This is a genomic window from Enterococcus sp. AZ109, from assembly GCF_051714625.1.
Taxonomy (GTDB): domain Bacteria; phylum Bacillota; class Bacilli; order Lactobacillales; family Enterococcaceae; genus Enterococcus_A.
The window spans coordinates 733,892-760,138 of the sequence record NZ_JBIOSF010000002.1; the positions used below are offsets into that span (position 1 = coordinate 733,892).

The window sequence follows — 26,247 nt, forward strand, 5'->3', positions numbered from 1 at the left end:
TCCTTTTTGATTGCCAGTTTAGATTAGTTTGGTGCTTTGTTAGTTGCTCTTTGGTCAGACCGGCGTATTCTTACGATTGTAACGATCACCTTAGTTTCTTTAAGCGTGCTCAAACCACGCAGGATAGAAATACCAGCATTATGCGGTTCCTTCTTTTTCTCCCAAGTAGTAAAAACAGTAGTGAATAAAATCTTGTGGCAGTTAAGTCAATTTTTTTCAGGTCTTTCACTTGTTCAACCGTTAAGTTAGTAACCTCTGCAATGACGTCAATTACTATTAGCATATTCAGTGCAATTCCTACATACCACGGCAACAGGTTCTCTATCAAAATTTGGCTCTAACTTAAGATACGAAAAAGAGAGCGATTTACTCGAAGAAAAAATATAGTGATAGCCATCTATAAGCTACATTCAACCAAAACCAGAAATTCGCCAACTTGCTATTACTCAACCCACTTGAAATGATACAATTAGAGTGACTTTAGTAGAAGGTTTATCTTAAGACAGGTGAGGAATAAAGATGACTGAAAAAAATAAACTATTAGCAAAAATTGCTTACATGTACTACGTTGAGGGAATGAAGCAATCTGAAATTGCCAAGGAGCTTGATATCTATCGAACGTCCATTAGCAGAATGCTGAATCAGGCGAAAGAAGAAGGCATTGTTGAAATTAAAATCCATGAGTTTGATTCCGAGCTGTATGCGCTAGAAACTAAACTGAAAAAGAAGTTCAACTTGGCAAAAATAGAAATTGTTCCCACCGATGACACAGATTCTGTTAGTGAAAAAGAAGCAAAACTATCGAAAGCTGCCGCAGAACTGATTCGTAAGCAAGTAACGGATCATAGTGTGGTGGGGCTATCTTGGGGTGCAAGTATTGGAAATGCCGTCAGTAAGATTGAGAAAAAGTCTGTCGAAAACGCGATGTTTGTCCCCATCGTTGGAGGACCGAGCCATATAAACTCTAGGTATCATGTAAATACGTTGGTCTATGAAATGGCTAGGAAATTTAACGGCGACAGCATCTTTGTCAATGCCTCCGTTATTCAGGAATCGAAAGCTTTAGCCCAAGGTATTTTGAATTCAAATTATTTCACTGAACTAAGAGATTACTGGGGAAAATTAGACATCGCCATTGTAGGGGTTGGAGGCCCCTTAAGCTACAAAAAAAGTCAGTGGAGAGATTTACTGACAGAAGAAGATATCGAGGACTTGGCTTTGCGAGAAGCAATTGGCGATTGTTGCTGCTGCTTCTTTGATCGCGAAGGCAAAATTTCCAAGGGTGATTTATACAACCGAAGAATTGGCATGCCGCTAGAAGAATTGGCGAAAGTTCCTAGTTGTATTGGTATTGCTAGAGGAAAAATAAAAGCCAAGTCAATCTTAGCATTATTGAAGAAACGATATATCAATACGCTAATTACCGATCAAGAGACCGCTTTAGAGATACTGCGGATCGCTAAAGAAAAATGAAAATGCTCCGATAAATTGACTGACTAGTAGCGGTGAAATGCTATTAGTTGGTCGCTTTGTCGGAGCGTTTTTTTGTAGAGGTCTAATGGATTTGACTAAAAGTAAGTGTGTCGATTTGCCGATCAGATTGGCGTTTCTTCCAATCCTTCAGTTGAGCAAACAACTCCATTCAAAAAAACAGTTTCATTCGCATCCACCGAAATAAGGGAGTTCTCGTTCACCAGTAGTGAAACAGCGACATTCGAAGGATTGACCACAAAGCTATTGTCGGCAGCAAAATAAAGTCTTCTAAATGCCTCTAAATAGTCAACAATTTCAATGTTGGTAGCAAACCAGATATCCTTTTGACCAGAAATTTTTTTACAAAAGGCTTCAAACAGTGCCCAGTTATTTTGCTCTTCAAACTCATAGCTATGTCCCCACAGGTAAAAAAGACTTAATACCGTCGGGCGATCACGCAGGATGAAGGCATTCGTCCGTTCCATTAAGTCCTCGTTGTGGTGGCAGGTTGCGGACCATTCAAACAGATCATTGGGTAAATCAAAGCGGTTGGTGGTTCGAGTGGTTCGGGCATAGTCCAGCCCGCAAACCGCCAACGTATTTTTGACCTCCTCACTGAAAACACCCATCGGATAAGCAAATCCGCGGACAGGATAATGAACCAGATTTTCTAACACGGTGCGATTGGCGAGAATTTCTGAGATCAACTCTTGTTTTGGCAGTAATGTGGTGGTGGCATGATTGTAGGTATGGCAAGCCACTTCATGACCGTTGTAAAGCGCAGCTACTTCTTTTGCCTCAATGTAATCTAAGAACGAACCTTTTTGCGAGAATTTTTCAGCGGAGAGATTGAAGGTCCCTTTAAGACCATACGTGTTCATTAGCTGAATCATTTTTCTATCCGATTCTTTTCCATCATCATAACTTAAAGTAACTGCTTTGCGACAGCCATTAGGGAAGGTCAGTCTAATCGAATGCACGTTCATCAATCCTTTTATTATTTATTGATCGCCATCATTTTGAACAAAGTAACTAAGATCAAAGGAACCCGGAACAAAGCGGCTTTCCGTATATTCAAATAAGCGACCTAGATCATTGAAAACGAGATTTTCCAATACACCCACACAATTATAAGTGCCTAATTCTAGTTTTTCAGCGTCATTTTGTGTCGCCCCGACGACTAAAAATCTTCTTTTAGCGGCAACGATCTTCATCTGATTTTTTTTGAAATAGTCATAAACCGATTCTTCCACAATTTCTTGGCTTAGGGCAGGGACTTGATCTGCCTTGAAATAACTAAGGTCTAAAATCATCTTTTTATCATTCAGTATCCGGACCCGCTCAACCTTATACAAAAACTCGCCGGCTGAAAAGGGCATTCTTTGACTTTCCTCTTCGGTCAAAATAACCTTTTGGAAGTCCGTAACAAGTGTACGAGTCGAAACCGCATTGTCGCCTTTAATCGTCTCGATCCCATCAAATTTCTTGGCATCAAAGGACCAGCGATCTTCTTCAAAGGATTCTAAAATAACGACGCCTCTGCCTTTGATACTGTAAGTAAATCCGTTGTCGTTAAGCATGCTAATTGCCCGACGTACGGTATTTCTGCTAGTTTTAAATTCCTCGGTCAACCGGCTTTCCGTTGGCAGCATCGTGGTGTATTCTTTTTCTTTTATTCGTTTGACTAGTTCCTTGTAGATTGAATGGAATTTCGCTTCCGCCATCATTTTTACCTCTCAGACATAAGTGCTAAGTAAAATTGTAATCCAATCCACTTAAATTAACAACTTTATTTCTAGTTAGCAAGGCTCAGATTGCGAATCAAAAAATCGGTGGTTTCATCAATGACGTAGTTTTGTTGGCGATAGTCTGTTTCGTCTTCCACGTTGGTAAAAATATGAGAAGCTTTTTCTACAGTGATTACTTCCAATTCTTGGGCATTCACCGCCGCTGCCACCACGTTATCGGTGGTTGTTTTAGGGATCAAGGGATCTGCTAAGGCAACCGCCAAAAACAGATTTCCGCGGTAATCGCTAATAGCCTGCAGCGGGTTAACGGCATCATTTTCTTCAAAGAAGGCAAGACTCAGGTTTGTATAGGGTTCGCCAAACAGATCAAAATCCACGCTGCCTTGTTCTTTCGCCTGCTTGTATAATTCTTCGACACTCGTCTCACCACCCATGAAATCGTACAAACCGCTAAGCCCCGGATTGGCAGCCGGCGTCCACAGTGCTGCTGCTTTCACCGTGTCTGATAAATGCAAAGCGGTCAGTCTGCCACCCATACTATGTCCCATCAATCCAACATTTTCCTTATCGATGGGGTAATTCTCAAACATATAAGCCAGAGCAGTATCCATATCGTTTTCCATATTTTTGATGGTATATTCAGAGGAAGGTTCTTGGCTGTCGTTGCAGCCCGGAAAATCCACCATAACTGACAAAATTCCTTGTTCTGCCAACCGGGTCGCAATGGTTTCAAAGACCCAGACTTCCTCATCTTCTCCCGGGAACCCTTTTCTAGCACCATTAAAGCCGTGGGAGAATAGAACCAGCGGATAACTTTGCGCCGTCATTTTCTCTGGCGTCACGATGGTTGCCGGCAGACGACTTCCTCTTTTCGAGTCGATTGTCGTGTCGATAAGTTTCGTGGCTGTAGCTTTTTGTGCGTTGGTTGTTGAAGTGTCGCTTGTTTCATCTGTTTTTGGATGAGCAATTGAACAACCTGAAAGCGTGGCTAATACCGCCATGGACATGAGTAAACGATTGAATCTGTTTTTTTTCATAGAATACTTCCAACCCCTGATTTTTAATTTTCAACTGAAATAGAACTGCTGGTCTCGGTCGTTGGTACCGTCTTTTTTTGTTTGACAAATTTCCCGTAGGCATACGTCGATCCAAAAGAAAGAACAAACGCAAGAAACATAATCATGTAGTGACGTGTCCAAAATTGAATCGGAATAATGGTAAAGGACAAGGGTCCACTTGGGCCTAATGAAACTGCGTAAATCTTAGACAACATAATCAAGACACCGGCTATCCCAGAACTGATGATGGAGAAAATAAATGGGAATTTTGCTGGAATTGTAATACCAAACATGGAAGGTTCAGTCACTCCCAGTAAGGATGAGGTTCCAGCAGACAATGCAATTCCCCGATCCGCTTTATTTTTTGCCAGCAGTGCCATCGCAAAGTCAGCGCCCGCTTCGGCAACACAAACAATCGTGATAATGGACAACATATAGCTTTGTTGCGTCGCTGCGATTAATTGAATATTGATGGCAATAAAGGCATGGTGCATGCCAGTAACCACCAGTGGCTGCCACAACAAACCAAATAATAATCCGGCAAAAATAGGACTGAAATCAAATAAGTACAGGATGCTATCGGTAATCCAGGTTGATAATTGGTTCATCGTCGGTCCAATAACTAAAAAGGTAAGAAAGGCACTAATTAAAATAGAAACAGGCGGGATAACAATCATTTGCAAAGCACCAGGAACGAATTTCCGAAACGTCTTTTCCAGCAAGACTAAGACATAAGAGGCGACTAACGGTGGCAATACCGAATTTTGGTAACCGATTTTCATGATATCCAGTCCAAAGATTGACCAATATTCTGGCTCAATACTGCCAGAAATAACTCCAGACATCTGGGAACCCGATAATAGGTCAGCATTAATTAAGACCAATCCCAGTAAAATACCCAATATCGGACTGCCGCCAAAACGCTTCGTTGCTGACCAAGCCACCAAGACAGGAATATAGGTAAAGGCGGTATTGGCAATCATTAAAATCATCTCAGCCAGACCCTGAATCGCCGGATAGCTGACCACTAAAGAATCAGGACCAAAAATCCCCGAAGCCGTCATGATATTTCCAATCCCTAACAGCATCCCAGCGCCGATAATTGCCGGCAGAATAGGAATGAAAATGTCAGAAAAGTTTTTAAGACCTCGTTGTAGAACATTGGTTTTTCCCTCACCGGTATTAGGTTCTGCACTCACTTCTTTTTTACCAAGCATTGCTTCAACTTCAGCAAATACCTTATCCACCGTTCCTGGTCCGATAATGACTTGATATTGACCATTGGAGCGAATCACACCTTTTACTAAACCAACCTTTTTCAATTCTACTTCATTGATAAGGCTTTCATTTTCTAGAATAAATCGCAGCCTAGTCACGCAATGAGTCAATCCATTAATATTCTCTTTGCCACCGACATAGCGGATAATCTCCACAGCATCCTTCGTTAAATCCTTTTTCATCCGGCTCACCTCTTGTAATTTGTTTAAACACGTACTATAATGTGTTTAGACAAATTTACCACAGGTGCCTTCATCCTGTCAATTGTTTTTTAGAATTAAAAAGATGAGTCCTTAGTAACAAAAAAGATCCACTAGATTAAGCATTATCCAGTAGATGAAGTAAATGGTCGATCGGTTCAAACAGACTAAATCCGCTTAATGATCCGATGCGACAAAGCTGCAGGAGTTTGCGCAGCCTTTCTGATAATAATAAATGTTGAGGTGAGTAGATGAAAACAATTGCATGGCATCAAGTTTTTTCTAACTATCACAATCTCTCTTTCCAACCAAATGGGAAAACAGAAGTGATTGGAATAAAACAGAACACAGGCGGCAAAAAACTTGCTGTAGAATTATCCAATGAATACGATTCGGTTCCTTTGCAGGTGAAAAAGGTGAGAATCAGCTTAAATGAAGATCTTAGAAATCCTGTTGATTTAACGCGATCAGGAGAAAAGGAATTCGTTATTCCGCCGCATGGATATTTGTGGACAGACGAGGTGAGTATCGAAATACCTACAGGCAGTGATCTTTTTTTTGAGATTGAAGTGGGCAATCAACGAAATAGACTCGCTTCATCAGCAAATCTGTATTCCAAAGAAATTGTTACGACAAATTGTCAATCAGAAAATACGTTTATCTACGGATTAACCTCCGTAGCAATTGAAACCAAAGGAAGCACCAAAACAATCGGCTTCTTTGGCGATTCATTAACCAATCAAGCCTATTTCAGCGATCGAGTATTGAATAATTTTCGTCAATCAGAGGGGATGGTCACCGGATTTAATGCCGGAATATCCGGCAATCGATTGCTGCTGCCAGGGACCGCTGCCTCTCAATGGAAGGATAGTTTTGGTGAAGCCGGGATTGATCGTTTCCAAAAAGATGTCCTCAAGTACCAACCGGACATAGTTCTCGGTCTGATTGGGATAAATGATTTGTTTCACCCAGGAACCGGTAGTCCCATAGCTGAGCTGCCCTCTCCGGAACAAATGATCGCAGGCTATCGTTCTTTGTATGAAAAAGCGGCAGCTTGTAATATTCCCTATATCGCTATGACTTTGCCACCCTTTGCCAATTCAAGCAACCAGGAAAAGCCTGCGTGGAATCCTGAAAAAGAAGCCATTCGTGAAGCGGTGAATCATTGGCTGTTGCAACAACCAAATACGATTGATATTGCCAGCTTTGTCGCAGATCCAAGTTGTACCTATAAGTTAAATGAGACGTTTGATTGCGGCGATCATTTGCATTTTTCAGCGTCTGGCGGGCAGCAAATTGGGGATTATGTTTATCAAAAAGTTTCTCGGCTGGTTGTGTGATTGAAATGTACATGGTAAGTTCTGGATCCGATAGCAGGAGTTAAGCAGATTTTTCCTTTAAATATGTAAATTTCAAAAGGTCGCAGGTTCGTGTGAAAATGGAATACCAAATATAACCCATCCTTACTCATAACAAAGGTGCGGCGCGCACGCACCTTCCAGACAGCACCGTTTAGGACGATGGCCGTGTGAGTAAGTTTGGTTTATTTGATTTTCGGCTCCTCAAACTAGTCTTGCCTTAATGCTCCAAAGCTGAGCGAGTTTGCGCAGCCGTTACTTCTTATGATTCCGGTCGATGGTGATCATCAAGCTGGCAAAAGCAATTGCTAGAGCCAACGCTTGATACACAGTCATGGCAAGTGTTCCTTTCCTAGGATGAACATGGACATTCCTCCTTTAATTAGAGTTCAGCCAGCGCCATAAACACTGCAAGGTCAAGCATCACCACCTTTCCGGCACAAGAAGTTAGGGCAGGGAGTTAGCGTTTTTTCTTTTTCCCTTTTTTCTTCTTCTGTTTCTTCTTGTTGGCCTCGTGGTAGGCTCGTAGGCGGTCTATTTTTTCCTTACGAGCTTGGACAGGCGACAAGTTGCGTGGGATAGGTTTTACAAATTCAGTATTGGCTGGGTCAGCTTCGATTTTTTCATCTGACTCGGTACTGTCAATTTCATTCGATTGTTGGGCAGCATCAGCTACAGCGTCAGATGTTACTACTGTTTTTGAAGTATCATCCACTGTTGGTTGAGCAAGCGCTGCATTCAAAGCCGCTTTTGATTGGCTGTGAATACCAACTTTTTCCATTATAGATTTTGGTGTATTAACTGCTTCGATTGTTTCCAAAGCAGCATTTTGCTCAACATCTACAGGTTTTGCTTGAGCTTTTTCTTCCATTGCAGGTGTTACTGTTTCTACTCCGCTTTCTTTTTTGGCTGGCTCAGAAACTTGTGCTTCCTCATCCGCTACGATCAACGGCGCAAAGGCATTATCAGGATCTGCGACATAGATTTCGGCTTGCTCTCTTACATCAAAAATCGGTGTTTCAATCGTTTCGACAAACTTGGCAGAGACCACTTTTTGGAATTGACGGACGCCGTTTTTTTCAAACAGGTTCAAAGTCGTCATTGTTTCCAGTGCCTCTTTAATTTTTTCAGGTGATTTAGTAGGATCTGGTTCATTAAAGGACCAGCGGTGGGTCTTGCCAGTGGCATCTTCAAATACAGCTTTTAGTTTTAACATTCTATTTCTCTCCTTTTTTTGTTTTTCTCAGGAACTTGCCAAGATTTTTGGGCGAGTTCCTGAGATTTTTACTTAATGATTTCAAAATTAATCTAGTGTTTTAGTCACTCGTGTTTGGTTAGTTACAATAATATCGTCAAGGATGCTTCCCTCTATCGAAAGTTCAGTTAACACGTTGCCTAGTGAAACGATTTCGGCTTCGGTGGGATTAGTTACGATGTTACTGAAATTTACCTTTTTGGCAGTGTCATCTTCTTGAGCAATTCGTACTTGTAATTTAGTTCCTAATTGTTGAATCATATGAGTTTCCTCCTAAAGTTTTTTTGTTCCGGCCGGTGACTAAAAGATAACCCAAAAGAATAAAAGAACAAAATGCGATTTTTTCCAAAACACCCTACATTTTTTCCAGTGCAATTTGTGAAATGTTGATTTGATCGCACAGTAAAATGTACTTAAGGAAATTATAGGGGGGTATTTGGAAATTTTCGATTTTGGATCAAAAAGGACGTTTAAGATTGGTATGATAGGGTTTTAATCATTGAGGTATAAACGACTTAAAAAGAAATGGAGGATAAAATAACAGATCATTTAGGTTTCTAACTAGTATTCCAGTTGCATTATAGAGAAAATCCACAAAAATATTTTCTTGTTTAGGGGCCGGTCTGCAATACTAATCATTCTACAATAATAATTAGATACAAAAAGAAACATCAGTCATCTCAAACTAGTGTGAATATTTTTTGCGATTATTCGACTAATTTACGAAAAAACTGATTTAATTACAAAGATTATGCGGTTCCCAGTGGCTGTGACGTTTTATGTCACAGCCACACTTGTTATCCAAATAAAAAAATACTCGCACTGCATCAAGGAATGATCCAAAGTTATAATGCTTCCTATGATGAAAATCAGATTCGAAGCTTTTAGACAAATACGAAAAAAGACTTTACATTGTCGATGATACCGATTACAATTAACTTGTACTCGGTTGTACATGCTGGATTAGACTTGTACACTCTTGGTCACGCTTGTACATTTTGTAGGCGAACCCTAGGCCAGTACGTAAATGAAAGACGGAGGTGATCAAATGATCATTAATAGAGATGTTTCAAAGCCGGTTTATCTTCAAGTAGCAGATTACTTACGAAACAACATCTACGCAGAAGAGTGGGGAAAGGGGGACCAGATTCCATCAGAAAATCAAATCATGAAATCTTTGGAAGTAAGTAGAGGCACAGTCAAAAAGGCGGTCAATCTGCTAGTTGAAGAAGGCCTTCTGTATCAGATCCAGGGCAAAGGGACCTATGTGACTGAAGACAATATTTCATACTCTTTAGGAAAAGGCTTGCTCTCATTTGCAGAATCATTGGAAGGACAAAAATTAGCCTATGAAACGAAGGTCATCACTTCTGAATTTCGTAAAGCAACAAAAGAAATCGCTTCAAGGTTAAATCTAGCTGTTGGTGATGAGTATTTGTACATGAAACGAATTCGTTTTGTTGAAGGCGAGAAGGTCATGCTGATTGAAAACCGGATCAATAGTCAATTGTGTCCAGGCGTTGAGGAACATGACTATAACAAGGAAAGCTTGTTTACCGTGATGGAGGAAGTCAGCGGAAAAAAAATCGCCTACTCTGAAAGTAGATATGCGGCCAGAGTAGTGGGAGAAAAACGTGGCAAGGAATTAGAAGTTGCCCCGGATTCGCCGGTGCTGCATCTGGAACAACTAGTCTATTTAGAAGGAGGAATACCTATCGAGTTCGGGAATGTATGGCTGAAAGCGAACAAGTACTACCTTGGAACGGTACTTCAAAGGGAGGAACTGTAAAGCATGCCGTTAGTCAATGGTTATACATTATTAGACATTATCAAAGAGAGAAAAGTAATCGCTGGTGCATTCAATACTACCAATCTGGAAACTACAGTGGGAATTTTGAAAGCTGTAGAAGAAAGCGGGATTCCGACATTTATCCAAGTGGCACCTACCAACATCAGCTTAGCTGGCTACGATTATATTGTAGATATGGTTTCACGTTATGCGGAAGGCATGGATACACCTGTAGCATTGCATTTGGACCATGGGAAAAAGTTCGAAGACGTGAAAAAATCGATTCGTGCTGGATTCACATCAGTCATGATTGATGGTGCGGCCTTTGATTTTGAGGAAAACATTGCATTCACTAAAAAAGCCGTGGATTTCGCCAAAGGGTATGGGATTCCGGTGGAAGCTGAGTTAGGTGCTATCTTAGGAAAAGAAGACGATCATGTCAGTGAAGCAGATTGTAAGACAGATCCCGCTCAGGTAAAAGAATTTGTGGAACGGACGGGCTGCGATATGTTGGCAATTTCAGTAGGAAATGTTCACGGCCTAGAAGATGAGCCTCACATTGATTTTGATCTATTAAAAGAAATCAGTGCCATTTCTCCGGTGCCACTAGTGATCCATGGCGGCTCAGGAATTCCTGACGAACACATTCAGCGCATGGTGGAATTTAATGTAGCGAAAATTAATATTGCCAGTGATTTGCGACAAAGTTATATCAAAAGTGTTGGTGAAGCTTATGAAGAGAATAGAAATGAAGCAAACTTGATTAAGGTGCTGCAACAAGCCGAAGATGCCGTTTTTGAAACGGTTCATGCCAAAATTTTGAGTATGAACGCAGTGGGGGTTTAAGAATGAATGATGCGTTAACCAATGAAAAAAATATTTTTGTCGACGTTGCTGCCACAGATTTTGCCGATTTAATTACCCAAATCGCTCAGCCGTTAATTGAAGATCAAGATGTCGTGGAAGAATTTCCGCTGCAGGTGATCAAACGGGAAGAAAACTTTCCAACCGGTTTACCAACCGAACCTATTGGCGTAGCAATTCCCCACACGGATGCGAAATATGTCAACAATCATCGTGTAACCATCGCAACGTTAAAAGAACCGATTCAAATGGAAGTCATGGGCGGCATGGATGATGACAAGATTGAGGTATCGATTGTCTTTTTACTAGCCTTAGGTCAGTCCAATAAACAATTGAACATTTTAAAGAAATTAATGGGCATTTTGCCAGATGCGGATTTGTTGAAACGAATTAAAGCAGGCAGCAAAGAAGAGATTTATCAAATAGCAAAAGAAGAAATCGGATTATAGGAGGAAATGAACATGGCGAAAAATTTATTATTTGTATGTGCAACAGGAATTGCGACTTCAACAGCGGTAACAGAAAAGGTAATGGAATTTCTAAAAGAAAAAGAAATGCAAAATATCAACTACTCACAAACCAACGTAGCTTCCGTTCAAGCGAACTCAGATGATGCGGACTTGATCGTATCAACCACCAAAATTCCTTATGAATTAGAAACGCCAGTCATCAACGGATTACCTTTAATTACCGGTATTGGTGAAGAAAAAGTCTTGAATGCCATTTACGAACAATTAAAAGGAGAATAATATGGGGAATATTACGCAAGCATTATACGACGTTGTTCAGTATATTCTAGGATTTGGACCGACTGTTATGCTGCCGCTAGTCTTGTTCATTTTAGGGCTGGTATTCAAAATAAAGCCAGCAAAGGCATTGCGCGCTTCGCTGACTGTCGGGATCGGATTTGTGGGGATTTATGCAATCTTTGATATTTTAACCAATAGTGTGGGACCTGCAGCACAAGCCATGGTTGAGCAAACCGGGATTAATCTTCCAGTAGTTGACTTAGGTTGGCCGCCTTTATCAGCAATTACTTGGGGATCACCCATTGCGCCCTTTGTGATTCCAATGACCATGTTAATCAACATTGTGATGTTGGCAATTAACCAAACAAAGACTGTCGATGTCGACATGTGGAATTACTGGCATTTTGCGCTGGCAGGTACACTCGTTTATTATAGCACAGGAAGTTTCTGGTTGGGAATATTGGCGTCAGCTTTAATTGCCATCATCGTGTTAAAAATGGCGGATTGGGCTGCTCCGATGGGAGAAGAATACTTCGGTTTAGAAGGTATGTCCTTTCCTACTGTATCAGCGATCACCTTTTTCCCAATTGGTTTAATTGGTAATAAGATTATCGACTTGATTCCGGGAATTAGAAATATTGATATCAACCCGGCAAGTATCCAAAAACGCTTTGGTATTTTTGGTGAACCGATGATGGTTGGGACAATCTTAGGACTGCTTTTAGGGATTGTTGCTGGATATGATTTGAAAGATATTTTATCAATGGGTATCAGTATCGGTGCAGTAATGTTTATCTTGCCACGGATGGTTCGAATTTTGATGGAAGGCTTGCTGCCGATTTCTGAGGCTATCAAGAAATTCTTGAACAATCGTTACCCAGATCGTGATGATTTGTATATCGGTTTGGATATTGCGGTAGCGGTTGGGAACCCAGCGATTATTTCAACGGCTTTACTGTTAACACCAATTGCCGTTGTTTTAGCCTTTATTTTACCAGGCAACACCGTTTTACCTTTAGGGGACTTGGCTAACTTAGCAGTAATGGCTTCAATGGTGGTTCTTTCTACCAAAGGAAATGTCTTTAGAGCGGTCTTGATTGCAATTCCGATTATGATTGGTGACTTGTACATTGCTTCGGCAATCGCACCATTTATTACCGGCATGGCAAAAGATGTCAACTTCAGTTTTCCTGAAGGATCAAGTGGCATGGTTTCCAGCTTCTTAGATGGTGGGAATCCACTGCGTTACTGGATTCTTCAAATCTTTAACGGGAATATCTTAGCATTAATCTTAATTCCGGTGATCGGTATCGTTGTTTTCTGGGTGTACAAAGCCACTTACAAACAAACACATATAACCGAAGATGCTTCTGCTACAGAAGGGAAGTCCATCAATGGTTAAAAAGTTTTCCATCACAATTGATATCGGAACAACCAATTCTAAAGTATCCCTTTTTGAGATTGCGACCGGTAAACTTGTTTTGCGGGAAAGCTTTCAAACGACAAAAGAATGCGATGCCTCTGGAGAGTTATTCGACTTGCCAAAAATCTGGAATCAATTGTTGGAAATCTTGAAAAATATTATTTCTGAGTATCCTGGAAATGTTGATTCAATCAACATTTCCAGTGTGGGTGAAGCAGGAGTTTTAGTTGATTCCACCGGACAGGTAGTTACTCCATTGATCGCATGGTACGACAAACGGGCCGCCGATTACGTGAGTCACTTAAGTCAATCGCAGAAACAGCGGATTTATGAAATTACAGGACTGCCGGCTCACTCCAATTACAGCATTCCTAAGATTAAATGGCTGGTGGATCATTTGCATTTAATTCAGCCAGCCTACACCTGGTTGAATGTGCCGGATTTATTTTCCTACTATTTAACTGGTGAAATGAAGACGGAATTTTCCATGGCTAGTCGAACCATGGGCTTTGACCTGAACGAGCGTCAATGGTCCAGTGAAGTCTTAGCGATGTTTCAACTGCAGGAGTTGATCAGATTTCCTGAGGTAATGGCATCTGGTGATATCATAGGTTACACCACAACCGGGATAGTCCCTGAATTCCAAGGGGAAGAGATCTCTGTGCGGATCGCCGGGCACGATCACATGGTGGGGGCCTTAGGGATTAACCTACACCCTCGAGACTTGCTGAATTCCACCGGTACGACAGAAGGGCTGCTGCTGATCGATGAGCATCCCTTTCTGAATAGTAAAGCCTTCAACGAATCTTTGTCCAACGGGATTTTTACGGCGCCTGAATACTATACCTTGTTTTCATCGATGCCAACCGGAGGCAACGCTTTTGAGTGGTATCAGCATTTCTTCAGCGTCAGTAAAGAAGTGTTCGAAGCAGATTGTCATCATTTGTATCAGCGCTATTTGGCAAACGAAATTTCTTTGGAGGACCCGGTGATTTTGATCCCCCACTTGAATGGATCAGGCGCCCCCTTTAAAAACGGCAACTCCCGTGGCTTAATGTATGGAATCAGTCTCGATACCCGAAGAGAAGATGTACTCTTGGGAATTCTTCTGGGGCTTTGCTTAGAGATGAAGCACGTAGCCAACTGTTTTCCCATGGATCGGGTCAATCGGATGATTGCGATTGGACCGGTGGTGAAAAATCCATTGTGGGTGCAGCTGAAGGCGGATGCTTTAAATAAAGAAATTGCCCTAGTTAACATGGAGGAGTCGGTATCCTTCGGCGCTTTGAAAGCAGCCTATTCCGATTTTGATTATCCGCTGGAATACAAAACGATTCATCCAAATATTAAACAGGTCCAGTCCTTTAACCAATTATTGGACAAATATTCCTATTTATATGAGAAGAAACGTTTTTTGGTGGATGAGCAGTACAACGGTCAGGACAGCCGTTCAGCAGTACAAACGAAAAATATATTTTTTAGTTAAATGGATAGTGAAATAGGAGCTCTTTTGGGTTCCTATTTTTACGCGAATACGAAGGTTAAAAATAATTTAGATTAGCCTTATAGCACGCTAGATATTGTAAAAGTATCTTCGCATCTTTTTAGTATTGAACTTTTGAGTCTGAATGATCATTCTATGTAGTACTTCGCTTATCTGAGATATGATACTTGGCAAAGTTACTTTATTCATTAACAAAGCAGCAAGTTACAGCTGGGTTCAAGAGAAGTTCTCTTTGGCTTTATTATGGTTTTTTGAGTAGAGTTGCTTTCGGTTTATCTAATCTTTTGAACCGATATTTTAGAAAATACAACTTTTTTTTATTTTGCGTTTGACTCTCCATTAGATGTAGAGATTAACATTTTACTGATTGAACTGTAAGAATTTTGACAGTTTCTAGTCAAATCCAAATACACTTTAGGAGGAAATCAACATGAAAGTAAAACAAAAAAGTCCAAATCCCAGAAAGGATCAATTTTTCTTGAAAGATCATCAACTATTAGAAAGAATTTATCAGGTGGCGGATCTTTAAGACGATGAAGTGATTGTAGAAATCGGTGGTGGTGAAGGGGCTCTTACAGATTATCTGTCAAAAAGTGGCAGTCTTCTAACCGTTATCGAGAAAGACAGTTATTATGCATGTTTCCTGAAAAATAAATATAGCGATACTGAATATTTGGAAGTTATAGAGGGGGATGCTCTAGATTTTGATTATTCAGGCTATGACAAGCTTATAGCAAATTTACCATATACTATTACTGAGCCATTTTTAGTTAATTTAGCAAGTACAGGTGCACTAAGCTCTAACTCAAAAAGTCCAAAGTCATCAAAACTTAAGAGTCTCACGTTGGTATTATCGCAAAACTCGGTTCGAAAAATGGTAGCGCCCATCAAAGTGACGGAGGGAAACAGTAGACTGTTTAATCAAGAATTTGGAATTATGGGAGCAATTTCACATGCTTTTTTTGATATAGATATTATTACTGTGATTCCCAGTACCGCGTTTTACCCTGAACCAGCAGTAACCTCAGTTCTAGTAACGCTTAAGCCTAAGAAAAAAAGAACATCTGTGGATCGTATTATGGGAGAATTTTTGACTGACAAGAAAGGGATATCTCCTGCAATCAACAGTGTTTATCATAAATTAATGGCTCAGGCAAAGGTCTATAATACAAAAAAATATAATTTTCGTGGGGCTAGTTTTTCTAATTTCACAACACCAGCAATAGGAGCAAAGAATATATATGATTTGAATAATATGCAGCTATCTCAATTGATTCAGGACCTTATCAGGAATGATACAAAAATAAGAGGATCAAGATCAAATGGCGTGCGATTATCTATTAACAAATCGCCAGTTAACACCTGGGAACTAGAGGAGGATGAGTATAGGGAAACGACTGCTTTAATAAAAACAAAAAAACAGATGAAATCCGAGAAGAAATTTGATTATTTGTTGAATGATCAAAAATACAATGTGCTATTGCGACGGGGATTAGAATACTTGAGTGACGAAGAGTTACATGAGCTATTAAAGTAGAAAATCTGTATTTCCAGAGCGAGGTTGTGACAGAAGTGTTCAGCTCCGAGAAATAAGCCGCATAATCCGAAAACAGCTTCTCATATTTTTGCGATTATGCGGCTTATTTCCGAAAGAGCTACTTCAGTCACACCGATTATTCGGTTTTCAGTGGCTGTGACGTTTTATGTCACAGCCACGTCCTTTTAAATAATACCTAATTAATAGGGACCCAAACTTCGAAATAGCGTCTATAAGTATTGCTTTGTTGGGTTTTTGCAATAAGCCGTCCAAAAGGGCTCCCGGAGATTATATACCCTTCTTCAACTATTTTAGTATAAACCTGTTCATAGAATGAGTTGATAAAAGTGCCCTCTTCATTGGCTTCAAAAACAGTATATATGGCGTTTACAGATGGTATATACTCATTACCATTTCCGGGTTGCAGATAATATTTCGATGAGAGTTCATAAGCGATAGAAAAGCCCCACCAATAAGGAGTCTCTTGTTTTGATACATGATTTAAGCTAGGGAATGGAATGTAAAATGTTGGGATTGCTGCTGGAAGGGCTTCAATCCAAGGTGTTAACTCTTTTGATAGCGATTCTAGGTCTTGGCTCTTTTCAGAAGTTTGAAGCATGTCTTTCTCACGATACCGATGGAAAACTAAGTCAGGATTTTTGCATTTTATGACTTTTCCAAGATAGTATTTAAAATTTTGCATTTTCATCCGTGACGTAGAAACGGCGTCTAACATGGCTCTTAAAGTATCCATTTTATCGAGCAGTATTTCCTCTTTTTTATCGAATTCTTCGCATACGTTATCTAAACTCTGATTTTTGATAATAGATTCCGTTTGCTGCAGGGAAAAATCACATTTTCGCAATATTAGAGCATCCATCAAATCATTAATTGTCCAGGCATCATAATAGCGATAACCGCTTTTGTCATCCTTAGAAGGGCTGATTATCTTTTTTTCTTCATAAAAACGCAAGGTTTGAACAGGAATGTTAAGCAATTTTGAAATATCGCCAATCTTATATTTTTTGTTCATAGGAAACCTCCTTATTTTCACTTTATACCTTAACACGGTTTTTATTCAAAAACTAGGACACTACAGCTGAAAGAGTTAGTCAGATAAGTAGAGTGATTGTTAGAGAGAAAATAAGTCGCTTGTTAAAAGTTTCACTTGACTCTACATAAGCTGTAGGATTCATACTAAATGAAAAAGTAGGAGGTAGTATTTATGAAGTTAAATAAGATGTTGGAATCATTTGAAATTGGGACATGCACGATACCGAATCGATTTGCAGTAACAGCAATGGTTACGAATATGTGTACTGAAGATGGCTACGCTACGGATCAATATATCAAATATCATGAAGCAAAAGCAGCTGGTGGATATGGGCTAATTATTACTGAGGATTATGCAGTAAATGAACATGCTGGTGGATATGCCCGGGTTGCAAAAATTTGTAAAGAAGATATGATTCCAGGACATACGAAGTTAACTGAAGCTGTCCATAAACATGGCAGTAAGATTTTTTGCCAGATGTACCATGCAGGCAGACAAGCCAATAGTGCAGTAAATGGTGGAGCTCCCACAAAAAGTGCCTCTCCAAGTGCCTGCCCGTGGAATCGTCAGATGACTGAAGAAATGACCATAGAAGAAATTAACCAGTTAGTGTTAGATTTTGGTGTTACCGCAAAAAACGCAAAGACTGCCGGGTTTGATGGAGTTGAAATTCATGCTGGCAATGGCTACTGTATTGCAGGATTTTTATCTTATACTCAAAATAAGAGAACAGATGAGTATGGTGGATGTTTCAATAACCGTATTCGTATTTTGAAGGAAGTCTATAAGGAAGTACGAAAGAATGTGGGCTGTGACTTTCCGATCATGGTGCGTTTTTCTGCAGATGAACATACCTATGACGGAAGGACTTTAGAAGAAAGTAAAATGATAGCGATGGAATTAGAAGCCTGGGGAGTTGATGCGATCAACTGCTCCAACGGTATCTATGGAACGTACAACCTTGCTCAAGTATCAGTTGCCCCACAAGCCCATGGATGGACAGCCGGAAATGCCAAGGCACTTAAGGAGATTGTGGACATTCCAGTGATGGCTGTTAACAGTATTGACGATCCATTGATGGCTGAGCAAATGGTGAGGAATGGGACCGCCGACTTTATCGGTATGTCAAGATGTTCTCTGGCCGATCCAGATATGCCTAATAAGGCCAAAGAAGGAAAATTTGACCGTATTCGTCCTTGTGTTCGCTGCGTTCAAGGATGCACTGGCTATGTAGTAAAACAGATTCCTATCCGTTGCTGTATCAATCCGGAACTAGGTAATGAATACAAATACACATTTGCAGATAAAGTAAAGAGTAAAAAGGTCTTGATAATTGGTGGTGGGCCTGCTGGAATGCAAGCTGCTCTCGCAGCTGGAAGACGCGGACATCAAGTAACGCTTTGGGAAAATAAAGAAAAATTAGGTGGAGAATTGTTAACGGCAATTTGTCCTCCAGGAAAAGGTGAGTTTGCGTCTTATATTATTGCTATGCAGAAAGATATCGCATCAATGAGTAATGTTGAAGTGGTGTTGAACAAAGAAGCAACAACAGATGATGTTATGAATTTCAACGCTGACAAAGTAATTGTTGCAGTTGGAGGATTGCCAAACATGCCTAAAATACCTGGTTTTGATAGTGAAAAGGTGGTAAACGCCCGAGAGATTTTGTTGGGTAAGGTTCAAGTAGAAGGGAGAATCATTATTGCTGGCGGGGGTGAAGTTGGTATCGAAACTGCCATGTATCTGGCAGATGCAGAGCGCGGGGAGATTACTGTGGTTGAAATGGCTCATACCATGGCGGCACAGACGGATGGGACTCGTTATATCGGTATGAGACGATTCTTAGAAGATCACAAAGTCGTATTAAAAAATGATGCCAAGGTAATTGAAGCCACAGATACGGATTTGATAATAGAACATAATGGTACAATAGAAAAATTGCCTTATGATGCAATTGTTGTTTCCATGGGCTATCATGCAAATAGTCACTTGGTCGAAGCTTTGAAAACAATGGGAGATAAATTGGTCATTGTTGGGGATGCTAAAAAAGCACGAAATGCAATGGAAGCTGCTACTGAAGGTTTTGATGCTGGGTATTTTGCCTAATAGCTTACAAATTAGACATTAGTTGGACAGTTCAATAGTATCTGATTGTTTTTGAGACAATTGCTACAAGCAAAACCAACAGTTTCTTTCATTGAAATGGTTCAAAATAGGAGCTCTCAGGGGTTCCTATTTTTATTCTCAAAAGTTAAAAAAGAGGAAACAAAACATTTACTACTACAACATCAATTATTTCTTCACTTTTACGAAGGAATAATTGCACTAATATCATGCAATCAGTTGTTCGTTGGAAGTTAAGATGTCGATGGTTAGCGGAAGCCTATATAATTAAGGAAACACCTTGATGTGAAAACAACCATTACGAGTCGCAATGTGAAATAAAAGGGGTATTTTTGATTAAAATGACTCTTTTATTCGTAGTAATTGCAGGATTAATCCTGCAATTTGTTGCTCCTAAGACTTTCTTTTTCGGTATAAGATAGACGTAGAAAGAGAAGAAAGAGGGTTAAGCAATGCAACTTGTGAATGGGTTTAAGCTGATGGATTACGCGAAAGAAAAGGGCTTAGTTTTACCTGCATTCAATACAACAAATTATGAATTAACCGCCGCAATTATTAAAGGCTACGAAGCGACTGGGTTAGGTGGTTACATTGCCATTTCATCCAGCAACTTGAAGCTATCCAGTCCGAAAATTATTGCCGATATGGTGAAGTCAGTCATGCAGGATGTCTCGACGCCAATTGCGCTGCACTTGGATCATGGGAAAAGCTTTGAAGACGTAAAAGCCTGCATCGATGCTGGGTTTACTTCCATCATGGTGGACGCCTCGCATCTACCTTTTGAAGAAAATATCGAAGAAGTTAAACGAACGGTTGAGTATTGTCATTTCTACGGGATTCCAGTTGAAGCGGAATTAGGCGCAATTGGTGGCAAAGAAGATGACCATATTTCTGAAGAGGATGCCAAGACAGATCCGAACGACGTAGCAGAATTTGTAGAACGCACCAATTGCGATTTACTAGCTGTATCGATCGGCAATGTTCATGGGATGGACTTAGCGCCTAACTTAGACTTTCCACTTTTAGAAGAAATCGCCCAACTGTCGAAGGTACCTTTAGTTTTACACGGTGGATCAGGCATTCCTTTTGATCAAGTCAGAAAAGCCAAGGAGCAGAACTTAATCAAGGTAAATTACGGATCAGATCTACGTCAAGCCTTCATACGGACCTTCGGACAAGCCTATGAGAAAAACCACAACGAATTCGATATCATGGCACTGTCAAGAGACGCAATCGTGAATGTAGAGGAACGAGTAAAAGCGATTATCGCAGAAGTAAATGGGAAATAGATTGAAAGAAACGTGAGGGGGATCATCGTGTTAAACAAAAGACAACGAGAAATTGTGAAAGAGTTTGAAAAGCACAGCCCCTCTTTTTTAACTGCTGATTATTTTGTAGATAAATTTGGAATCAGCTTACGAACGGTTCAAACGGATATCAAACAGGTCCGTGAAGAACTAACAAAAAAGGACTACGCAGAGTTGGTGTCAGTAGCGTCCAAAGGAAGTAAGCTCATCATTCATGATCAGAAGAAATATAAAATGATCATGGCACAAACAGAACCTTTAAACGATCAAAACCAATCAGATCGCATTCGAAAATTGTGCGTACTGTTACTGCATCAAATGAAACCAGTTAGCCGACAATTTTTGATGAATAAACTATTCATTTCAGCATCAACACTTAATTCTGATTTAAAAGAAGCCGACAAGCTTTTGAGTAGCTACCAGTTGGAGATCGAACGCAAACGCAATTCGGGGATTTCAATAGTCGGCAGTGAAGACAACAAGCGAAAATGTCTCTTGAAGCTAGGACATATGGATAACCATCAGAATCAGAGTAACTTGAAGAAACAGGAAAATTTGCGACAAGATATTGAGAAAATCCTAGTCAGTGTACTGTTGAAGCATCATTACCATATCTCAGAGACGCTGTTCCAAAATTTGATCGTCCATATTGAAACAGCTATTAAGCGAATGAAAAATGGATTTTATATTGGTTCTCATGAATTGGACACAACCGGTGATTTTGAATCAGAAGTTGAAGTGGCGAATGAGATTTTTGCTAAATTGACTGAGCGTTACTTTTTTACGGTCTCTCATGAAGAAATACTCAATTTAGCGATCTATATAAAAGGAAAAAGTGATTATGAGAACGATGATTATATCTCTGAAGAGGTCAATACCTTTATCTTGCATACATTAAGGGAAATTAAGGAAAAATTCGACATCGATTTCACCCAAGAAATTGATCTGCGAATTTCGCTGGCGCTACATTTGATACCATTGTTAACTCGGATTGAATACAATATTCAAAATGACAATCAATTGCTGGATCATATCAAGCAATCCTTTCCTTTAGCCTTTGATATTGCTGCCTACATGTGTTTATTACTACAAGAAAGTATTGGTAAACGGATTGAAGAAGATGAAATTGCTTATCTGGCGATTTACTTCAATCAATACTTGGCAAAATACAATGATATATCTGGTAAAAAGCGGATCTTGATCATTACCAGCTTGAAGCGCAGCGAAAGTGTCCTGCTGCGGCAACGTTTTGCCACTTGGTTTGCCAATGAAATTACGGTACTGACTCTATTGAATACCCACGAGGTAAGTTCGATTGATGTAGAAGACTATGATGTGATTTTTACCACGGAACAAACGGAGCTAACAGAAAATATCGGTGCCATTTTGATCAGTTTTTTCCCAAGTGAAGCGGAGTATTCAAAAATAAAATTAGCTATTGATGGATTTAACGATAAATTCGAAATCGTGAATTTGTTCAATGAAGAATTGTTTGATTATGGCAGTTTTGCTGATAAGGAAGAAGTCTTAGATAAAATCTGTTCCAACTCTGTTTCTAAGGTGGGGAACAAGGTCTTTCAGTTAAGAGAAGCAGTAGGATTAAGAGAAGGATTAGGCAGCAGTTATTTCGGTAATGGCATCGCACTTCCTCATCCGATTAATCCGATTCTGGCAGAGACATTTGTATCTGTCATTTTATTAAAGGAACCATTGGATTGGGACATAGATGGCAACAAAGTCCGTCTAGTAATGCTAGTCGCCATCGAGAAAAACAACGCAAAAGTGTTTCAGTTGTGGAACTATCTGGCAAAAATTATTCAGGAGAAGGGCTTTGTGGATCGTTTGATTAAAGAGCCAACATTCGAGAATTTCAGAGAGAATTTATCACAGCTGTTAGAGGAATACATTTAATTTTAGGAGGATGAAGAATGAAGTATATTTTTGTATCTCACGGAGACCTGGCAAAAAGTATGCTGGGAAGTGCCCAAATGATCGTTGGTGAACAGTCGGATGTACAAGCGTTTGGGCTTTATCCCACCGATGATATTGGCGGATTGAAGGATCAAGTGAAACAAGCGATTGAGGAATTTGGCGGCGGCAAAGACATTATGTGTTTTACTGATTTGTTTAGCGGCAGCCCTTTTAACGCTGTGGTTGGTTTAATGGGAGACTATCCAATCCGACATATCACTGGAATGAACTTGCCGATGGTGTTGGAAGCTTTCATGTCTAGAATGAATGAGGAACTTACGGCTGAGGATATCAGCGCTAAGCTGTTAGACCAAGCATCAGAAACCTTTATTGATGTAAATAATTATTTAGGCGTTAATTTAGAAGAGTAAATTTGAAAATAAAAACAAAAGGAGCGAGAAAAATGAAAAACATTGTATTTGCACGAGTGGACGATCGATTGATTCACGGGGAGGTAGTCACAGCCTGGACACCAAGCTTCAGCATTAATCACATTGTCATCATTGATGATGTTGTGGCCAGCGATCCGTTCCAAAAACGGATTTTGAAAGCGTTAGCACCTACGAAAGTACGAGTGGATGCTTTCACTGTTGAAGAAGGAATCGAAGAATTGAAGAAACCTTTCAATGAAAAAGAACGGATTTTACTCTTAACGAAAACACCGATTACCTATGCAAAATTAGTTGAAGGAGGGATTGAGCTGCCGCAAGTAAATCTAGGAGGCATGGGGATTCGCGACGAACGTAAGCCGTTTATTAAAAATGTCGCTTGTGACGAGGCTGAAATTGAAGCGATTCGTCAAATGGTGGATAAAGGCATTCATGTGTTCTATCAGTTAGTACCAGAACAACGGTTAATCGAGATTACGAACTTATTGTAATTTACAAAAAAAGGGGGAAAAATGTATGTCAGTCTTTCAAGCATTTTTATGTGGGTTTGTTTATTTCCTAGCCATAGGAAATCTGCCCTTTGTGGGGTTGTGGTCATTGCAGCGACCACTAGTATGCGGACTTATTACCGGAATTATTTTAGGCGATCCACTGATGGGAGCAATGACTGGGGCGTCAATTAACTTGGTCTACTTAGGGTTCATCTCAGCAGGCGGATCAATGCCAGCCGACATGGCTTTAGCAGGTATTTTAGGAACTGCGTTTGCGATTACTGGCGGATTGGATGCCGAAACAGCATTATCAGTAGCCGTTCCGATTGGATTATTGGGGACAATTGTATGGTATGGACGGATGACATTTGGTTCAGTTTTTGTTCACGTGGCCGACAACTATATTGAAAAAGGCGAATACCACAAAATTTGGCGAGCAAATGTGTTATTCCCACAATTAATGACCGCTTTAATAACCATTATCCCTTGTGGCTTGGCCGCTTACTTTGGCGCTAGTTACATTTCTGGTTTCATCGAAGCGTTAAGTGGAACTGCTTTGACAATCTTCACGGTTATTGGTGGTATGATGCCAGCGCTTGGGGTAGCAATTACCTTGCAATACATCTTCAAAGGCGAAGCACGAGTGTTCTTATTCTTAGGCTTTATCTTGGCCACTTATTCCGGACTAGATCTATTGCCATTGGGTGTTATCGCAGGTTTGACAGCACTGATCTATGTACAAGCGACTGGAAACAATTCTGATTCAGGGGAGGACGAAATCTATGAGTAAAGAAGTCGAAGGAAGTTTGATCCGTAAAAAAGATTTGATTCGCTCTTGGCTGATTTGGGAAAATTTGCCGCAAACCTGTTACAACTACGAACGCATGATGGGACAAGCAGTAGCCCACGTTTTTGTACCAATCTCAAAACGACTGCACAATGATGATCCAGAAAAGAAAAAAGAAATGATGAAACGAGAAATCGAGTTCTTCAATGTACACATCGAGTTTGGTTCTTGTATTATTGGGATGATTATTGCCTTAGAGGAACAAAAAGCTAAAGGTGTGGCAATCCCAAATGAATTTATTACTAGTTTGAAAACCTCTTTAATGGGACCTTTATCAGGGGTCGGCGATACGATTTTCCAAGGGGTACTGATTCCGATTTTGTTGGCAATCACAATTGACTTGACGTTAAAAGGTACTATCTGGGGCTCTATTATTTATGCAGTAGCGATCATTGCGATTGCTTGGGGGATGAGTTATGCCAACTTTATGTTTGGGTATCGAGCCGGGGCCGATGCGATTATGGACTTCCTAGAAAAAGGCATCCTGAACAAGGTGTTGCGGGGTGCTGAAATCATGGGTTGTATGGTAATGGGCGGCTTGATCTCCAGCTATGTAAAAATGCATGTGGCTTTGGAAATCACCAGCTCAACTACGACCTTCAAAGTTCAAGAACAATTCTTAGATGCCGTTATGCCGAATATCTTACCGTTTGCTTTCACTATGCTGATTTTCTGGTTGATGAAACGCGGCTGGTCTTCACTAAAAGTGATCGGCTTGATTGTTGTATTTGGGATTGTGACCGGCTTCTTAGGAATTCTAGGATAGACAGGAGATTTTTAGCATGAAAGCAATTGTAGAAACGGGTGTGAAGCAGTTAGAGATTCAAGAACTGCCAACACCGGTCATTGAAAAAGATGAAGTCTTAATGAAGGTGCGGGCAAACGGCTTGTGCACCAATGATATTCGCGACTATTTGGGGGATACGGTTTATTCCTTCCCCCGGGTAGGCGGTCATGAATTTAGTGGGGAAGTCGTGGAGATCGGTTCTGAAGTCAATCCCGAACATTTCCAGGTGGGTGATCATGTGGTGAAATATATCATCCCAGCTTGCGGCGAATGCCACTACTGCAAAATTGGCCGGGAGAACTTATGTGTCGAAGTCGCTTCATCGCCAACTTTCCAAAAACCTGATGGCATTTCCGGATTCTTCGGAATGGCCCAGTATATTGCAGTGAAAAGTCGTGATCTGTACAAGTATCCTAAAGACGTTCCGTTTACCCACAGTGCCTTCACTGAACCGTTGGCTTGTGTAGTCAACAGTGTCGAACGGGCGAAGATATTGTTTGGACAAGATGTGGTGGTGATCGGCGGCGGTGTGATGGGCTTAATGCACGTGATGCTGGCGAAGCTGCAGGGGGCGCGGGTAATTGTTAGCGAACCGAATGAAGAGCGACGCGTGCTGGCTGAAAAGCTTGGGGCGGATGTGACCTTTGATCCAACGCAAGGGGATGCGGTGGCGTTTGTCAAAGAACAAACAGAAGGTCGAGGCGCCGATGTCGTCTTTAATACAACTGCTATTCCTGTGATTGCCCAACAGGCGATGGATTTTACCGCCACCGGTGGTCAGACGTTTGTATTTAGTTCCTTGCATCCAAACGATCCAGTTCCAACGAATATGGGCGCCATTCATTCTTACGAGAAAGTCATCACAGGAACGGTGAGTCCAACAATTCGCACCTTTTATCGGTCAGTTCAACTGATCGCAAAAGGTCTGGTGGATATTACAGCATTATTGGATAAGACCTTTGATTACCAAGATGCGGTGGATGCTTTTGAGTACGCGCTGCGGCCGGAAACATTAAAAACGATTATTACTTTTGATTAAAA

The 26,247-nt window shown here is 40.5% G+C and carries 24 protein-coding genes; 17 read left to right on the forward strand and 7 right to left on the reverse strand.

The window, feature by feature from the left end; genetic code table 11:
- Nucleotides 1-519 precede the first annotated feature (519 nt).
- Nucleotides 520-1,473 (forward strand): sugar-binding transcriptional regulator, encoded by a 954-nt coding sequence (locus IGI42_RS20165; protein WP_438717827.1) that lies wholly within the window; start codon nt 520-522, stop codon nt 1,471-1,473.
- Between the two features lie 122 nt (nt 1,474-1,595).
- On the opposite strand, the gene IGI42_RS20170 is transcribed toward IGI42_RS20165, so the two are convergent.
- From IGI42_RS20170 to IGI42_RS20185, 4 genes are all read right to left on the reverse strand, one after another.
- Nucleotides 1,596-2,453 (reverse strand): polysaccharide deacetylase family protein, encoded by an 858-nt coding sequence (locus tag IGI42_RS20170; protein WP_438717828.1) that lies wholly within the window; start codon nt 2,451-2,453, stop codon nt 1,596-1,598.
- Between the two features lie 21 nt (nt 2,454-2,474).
- Nucleotides 2,475-3,197, reverse strand: a complete 723-nt coding sequence (locus IGI42_RS20175) for a GntR family transcriptional regulator (protein WP_438717829.1) — start codon at nt 3,195-3,197, stop codon at nt 2,475-2,477.
- A 71-nt stretch (nt 3,198-3,268) separates the two neighbouring features.
- A complete protein-coding gene (locus tag IGI42_RS20180; RefSeq protein ID WP_438717830.1) occupies nt 3,269-4,258 on the reverse strand; it encodes an alpha/beta hydrolase family protein in 990 nt (329 codons plus the stop codon).
- A 23-nt stretch (nt 4,259-4,281) separates the two neighbouring features.
- Nucleotides 4,282-5,739 carry a PTS transporter subunit EIIC gene (locus tag IGI42_RS20185; protein WP_438717831.1) on the reverse strand — a complete coding sequence of 486 codons (1,458 nt, stop codon included), beginning with the start codon at nt 5,737-5,739 and terminating at the stop codon, nt 4,282-4,284.
- A 269-nt stretch (nt 5,740-6,008) separates the two neighbouring features.
- Between IGI42_RS20185 and IGI42_RS20190 the strand changes: the two genes are divergently transcribed.
- Complete coding sequence (locus IGI42_RS20190; RefSeq protein ID WP_438717832.1) at nt 6,009-7,097, forward strand: GDSL-type esterase/lipase family protein; 1,089 nt, start codon at nt 6,009-6,011, stop codon at nt 7,095-7,097.
- Nucleotides 7,098-7,575: 478 nt separating this feature from the next.
- Here IGI42_RS20190 and IGI42_RS20195 read toward each other — a convergent pair whose 3' ends face one another.
- Together IGI42_RS20195 and IGI42_RS20200 are read right to left on the reverse strand one after the other, a co-directional pair.
- The gene (locus tag IGI42_RS20195) at nt 7,576-8,331 is read right to left on the reverse strand and encodes a DUF2922 domain-containing protein (RefSeq protein WP_438717833.1); all 756 of its coding nucleotides are present in this window, start codon (nt 8,329-8,331) and stop codon (nt 7,576-7,578) included.
- Between the two features lie 87 nt (nt 8,332-8,418).
- On the reverse strand, nt 8,419-8,631 hold the full coding sequence (locus IGI42_RS20200) for a hypothetical protein (protein ID WP_438717834.1): 213 nt from the start codon (nt 8,629-8,631) through the stop codon (nt 8,419-8,421).
- Nucleotides 8,632-9,418: 787 nt separating this feature from the next.
- Between IGI42_RS20200 and IGI42_RS20205 the strand changes: the two genes are divergently transcribed.
- The 7 genes from IGI42_RS20205 (at nt 9,419) to IGI42_RS20235 (ending at nt 16,236) form a co-directional block, all read left to right on the forward strand.
- Entirely contained in the window at nt 9,419-10,159 is a 741-nt protein-coding gene (locus IGI42_RS20205; protein ID WP_438717835.1) for a GntR family transcriptional regulator, read from the forward strand.
- Between the two features lie 3 nt (nt 10,160-10,162).
- Nucleotides 10,163-11,005, forward strand: coding sequence for a class II aldolase (locus IGI42_RS20210; RefSeq protein ID WP_438717836.1), 843 nt, complete (start codon nt 10,163-10,165; stop codon nt 11,003-11,005).
- Between the two features lie 2 nt (nt 11,006-11,007).
- Complete coding sequence (locus tag IGI42_RS20215; protein ID WP_438717837.1) at nt 11,008-11,472, forward strand: PTS sugar transporter subunit IIA; 465 nt, start codon at nt 11,008-11,010, stop codon at nt 11,470-11,472.
- Nucleotides 11,473-11,484: 12 nt separating this feature from the next.
- Nucleotides 11,485-11,772: a PTS sugar transporter subunit IIB gene (locus IGI42_RS20220; protein WP_438717838.1), complete on the forward strand. Its 288-nt coding sequence runs from the start codon at nt 11,485-11,487 to the stop codon at nt 11,770-11,772.
- A gap of 1 nt (nt 11,773) precedes the next feature.
- On the forward strand, nt 11,774-13,174 hold the full coding sequence (locus IGI42_RS20225; RefSeq protein WP_438717839.1) for a PTS galactitol transporter subunit IIC: 1,401 nt from the start codon (nt 11,774-11,776) through the stop codon (nt 13,172-13,174).
- Nucleotides 13,167-14,681 (forward strand): FGGY-family carbohydrate kinase, encoded by a 1,515-nt coding sequence (locus IGI42_RS20230; RefSeq protein WP_438717840.1) that lies wholly within the window; start codon nt 13,167-13,169, stop codon nt 14,679-14,681. The genes IGI42_RS20225 and IGI42_RS20230 overlap by 8 nt, the downstream gene beginning before the upstream one ends.
- Before the next feature lie 556 nt (nt 14,682-15,237).
- Entirely contained in the window at nt 15,238-16,236 is a 999-nt protein-coding gene (locus IGI42_RS20235; RefSeq protein WP_438717841.1) for an rRNA adenine N-6-methyltransferase family protein, read from the forward strand.
- Nucleotides 16,237-16,432: 196 nt separating this feature from the next.
- Here the strand turns inward: IGI42_RS20235 and IGI42_RS20240 are convergent, their stop codons facing one another.
- Entirely contained in the window at nt 16,433-17,269 is an 837-nt protein-coding gene (locus tag IGI42_RS20240; protein ID WP_438717842.1) for a MerR family transcriptional regulator, read from the reverse strand.
- 192 nt (nt 17,270-17,461) lie between these two features.
- Here IGI42_RS20240 and IGI42_RS20245 point away from each other — a divergent pair, with 192 nt between their 5' ends.
- The 8 genes from IGI42_RS20245 to IGI42_RS20280 all read left to right on the forward strand — a co-directional run bounded on the left by IGI42_RS20245 (nt 17,462) and on the right by IGI42_RS20280 (nt 26,245).
- Nucleotides 17,462-19,396, forward strand: a complete 1,935-nt coding sequence (locus tag IGI42_RS20245) for an FAD-dependent oxidoreductase (protein ID WP_438717843.1) — start codon at nt 17,462-17,464, stop codon at nt 19,394-19,396.
- 470 nt (nt 19,397-19,866) lie between these two features.
- Complete coding sequence (locus tag IGI42_RS20250) at nt 19,867-20,703, forward strand: class II aldolase (RefSeq protein WP_438717844.1); 837 nt, start codon at nt 19,867-19,869, stop codon at nt 20,701-20,703.
- 27 nt (nt 20,704-20,730) lie between these two features.
- Nucleotides 20,731-22,632, forward strand: a complete 1,902-nt coding sequence (locus IGI42_RS20255; RefSeq protein WP_438717845.1) for a BglG family transcription antiterminator — start codon at nt 20,731-20,733, stop codon at nt 22,630-22,632.
- 17 nt (nt 22,633-22,649) lie between these two features.
- Complete coding sequence (locus IGI42_RS20260; protein ID WP_438717846.1) at nt 22,650-23,063, forward strand: PTS sugar transporter subunit IIA; 414 nt, start codon at nt 22,650-22,652, stop codon at nt 23,061-23,063.
- 32 nt (nt 23,064-23,095) lie between these two features.
- Nucleotides 23,096-23,572 (forward strand): PTS sugar transporter subunit IIB, encoded by a 477-nt coding sequence (locus tag IGI42_RS20265; protein ID WP_438717848.1) that lies wholly within the window; start codon nt 23,096-23,098, stop codon nt 23,570-23,572.
- Nucleotides 23,573-23,597: 25 nt separating this feature from the next.
- On the forward strand, nt 23,598-24,362 hold the full coding sequence (locus IGI42_RS20270) for a PTS mannose/fructose/sorbose/N-acetylgalactosamine transporter subunit IIC (RefSeq protein WP_438717849.1): 765 nt from the start codon (nt 23,598-23,600) through the stop codon (nt 24,360-24,362).
- Nucleotides 24,355-25,185, forward strand: a complete 831-nt coding sequence (locus IGI42_RS20275) for a PTS system mannose/fructose/sorbose family transporter subunit IID (protein WP_438717850.1) — start codon at nt 24,355-24,357, stop codon at nt 25,183-25,185. The genes IGI42_RS20270 and IGI42_RS20275 overlap by 8 nt, the downstream gene beginning before the upstream one ends.
- A 16-nt stretch (nt 25,186-25,201) precedes the next feature.
- Nucleotides 25,202-26,245, forward strand: a complete 1,044-nt coding sequence (locus tag IGI42_RS20280; RefSeq protein WP_438717852.1) for a zinc-dependent alcohol dehydrogenase — start codon at nt 25,202-25,204, stop codon at nt 26,243-26,245.
- The last annotated feature ends 2 nt before the right edge of the window (nt 26,246-26,247 follow it).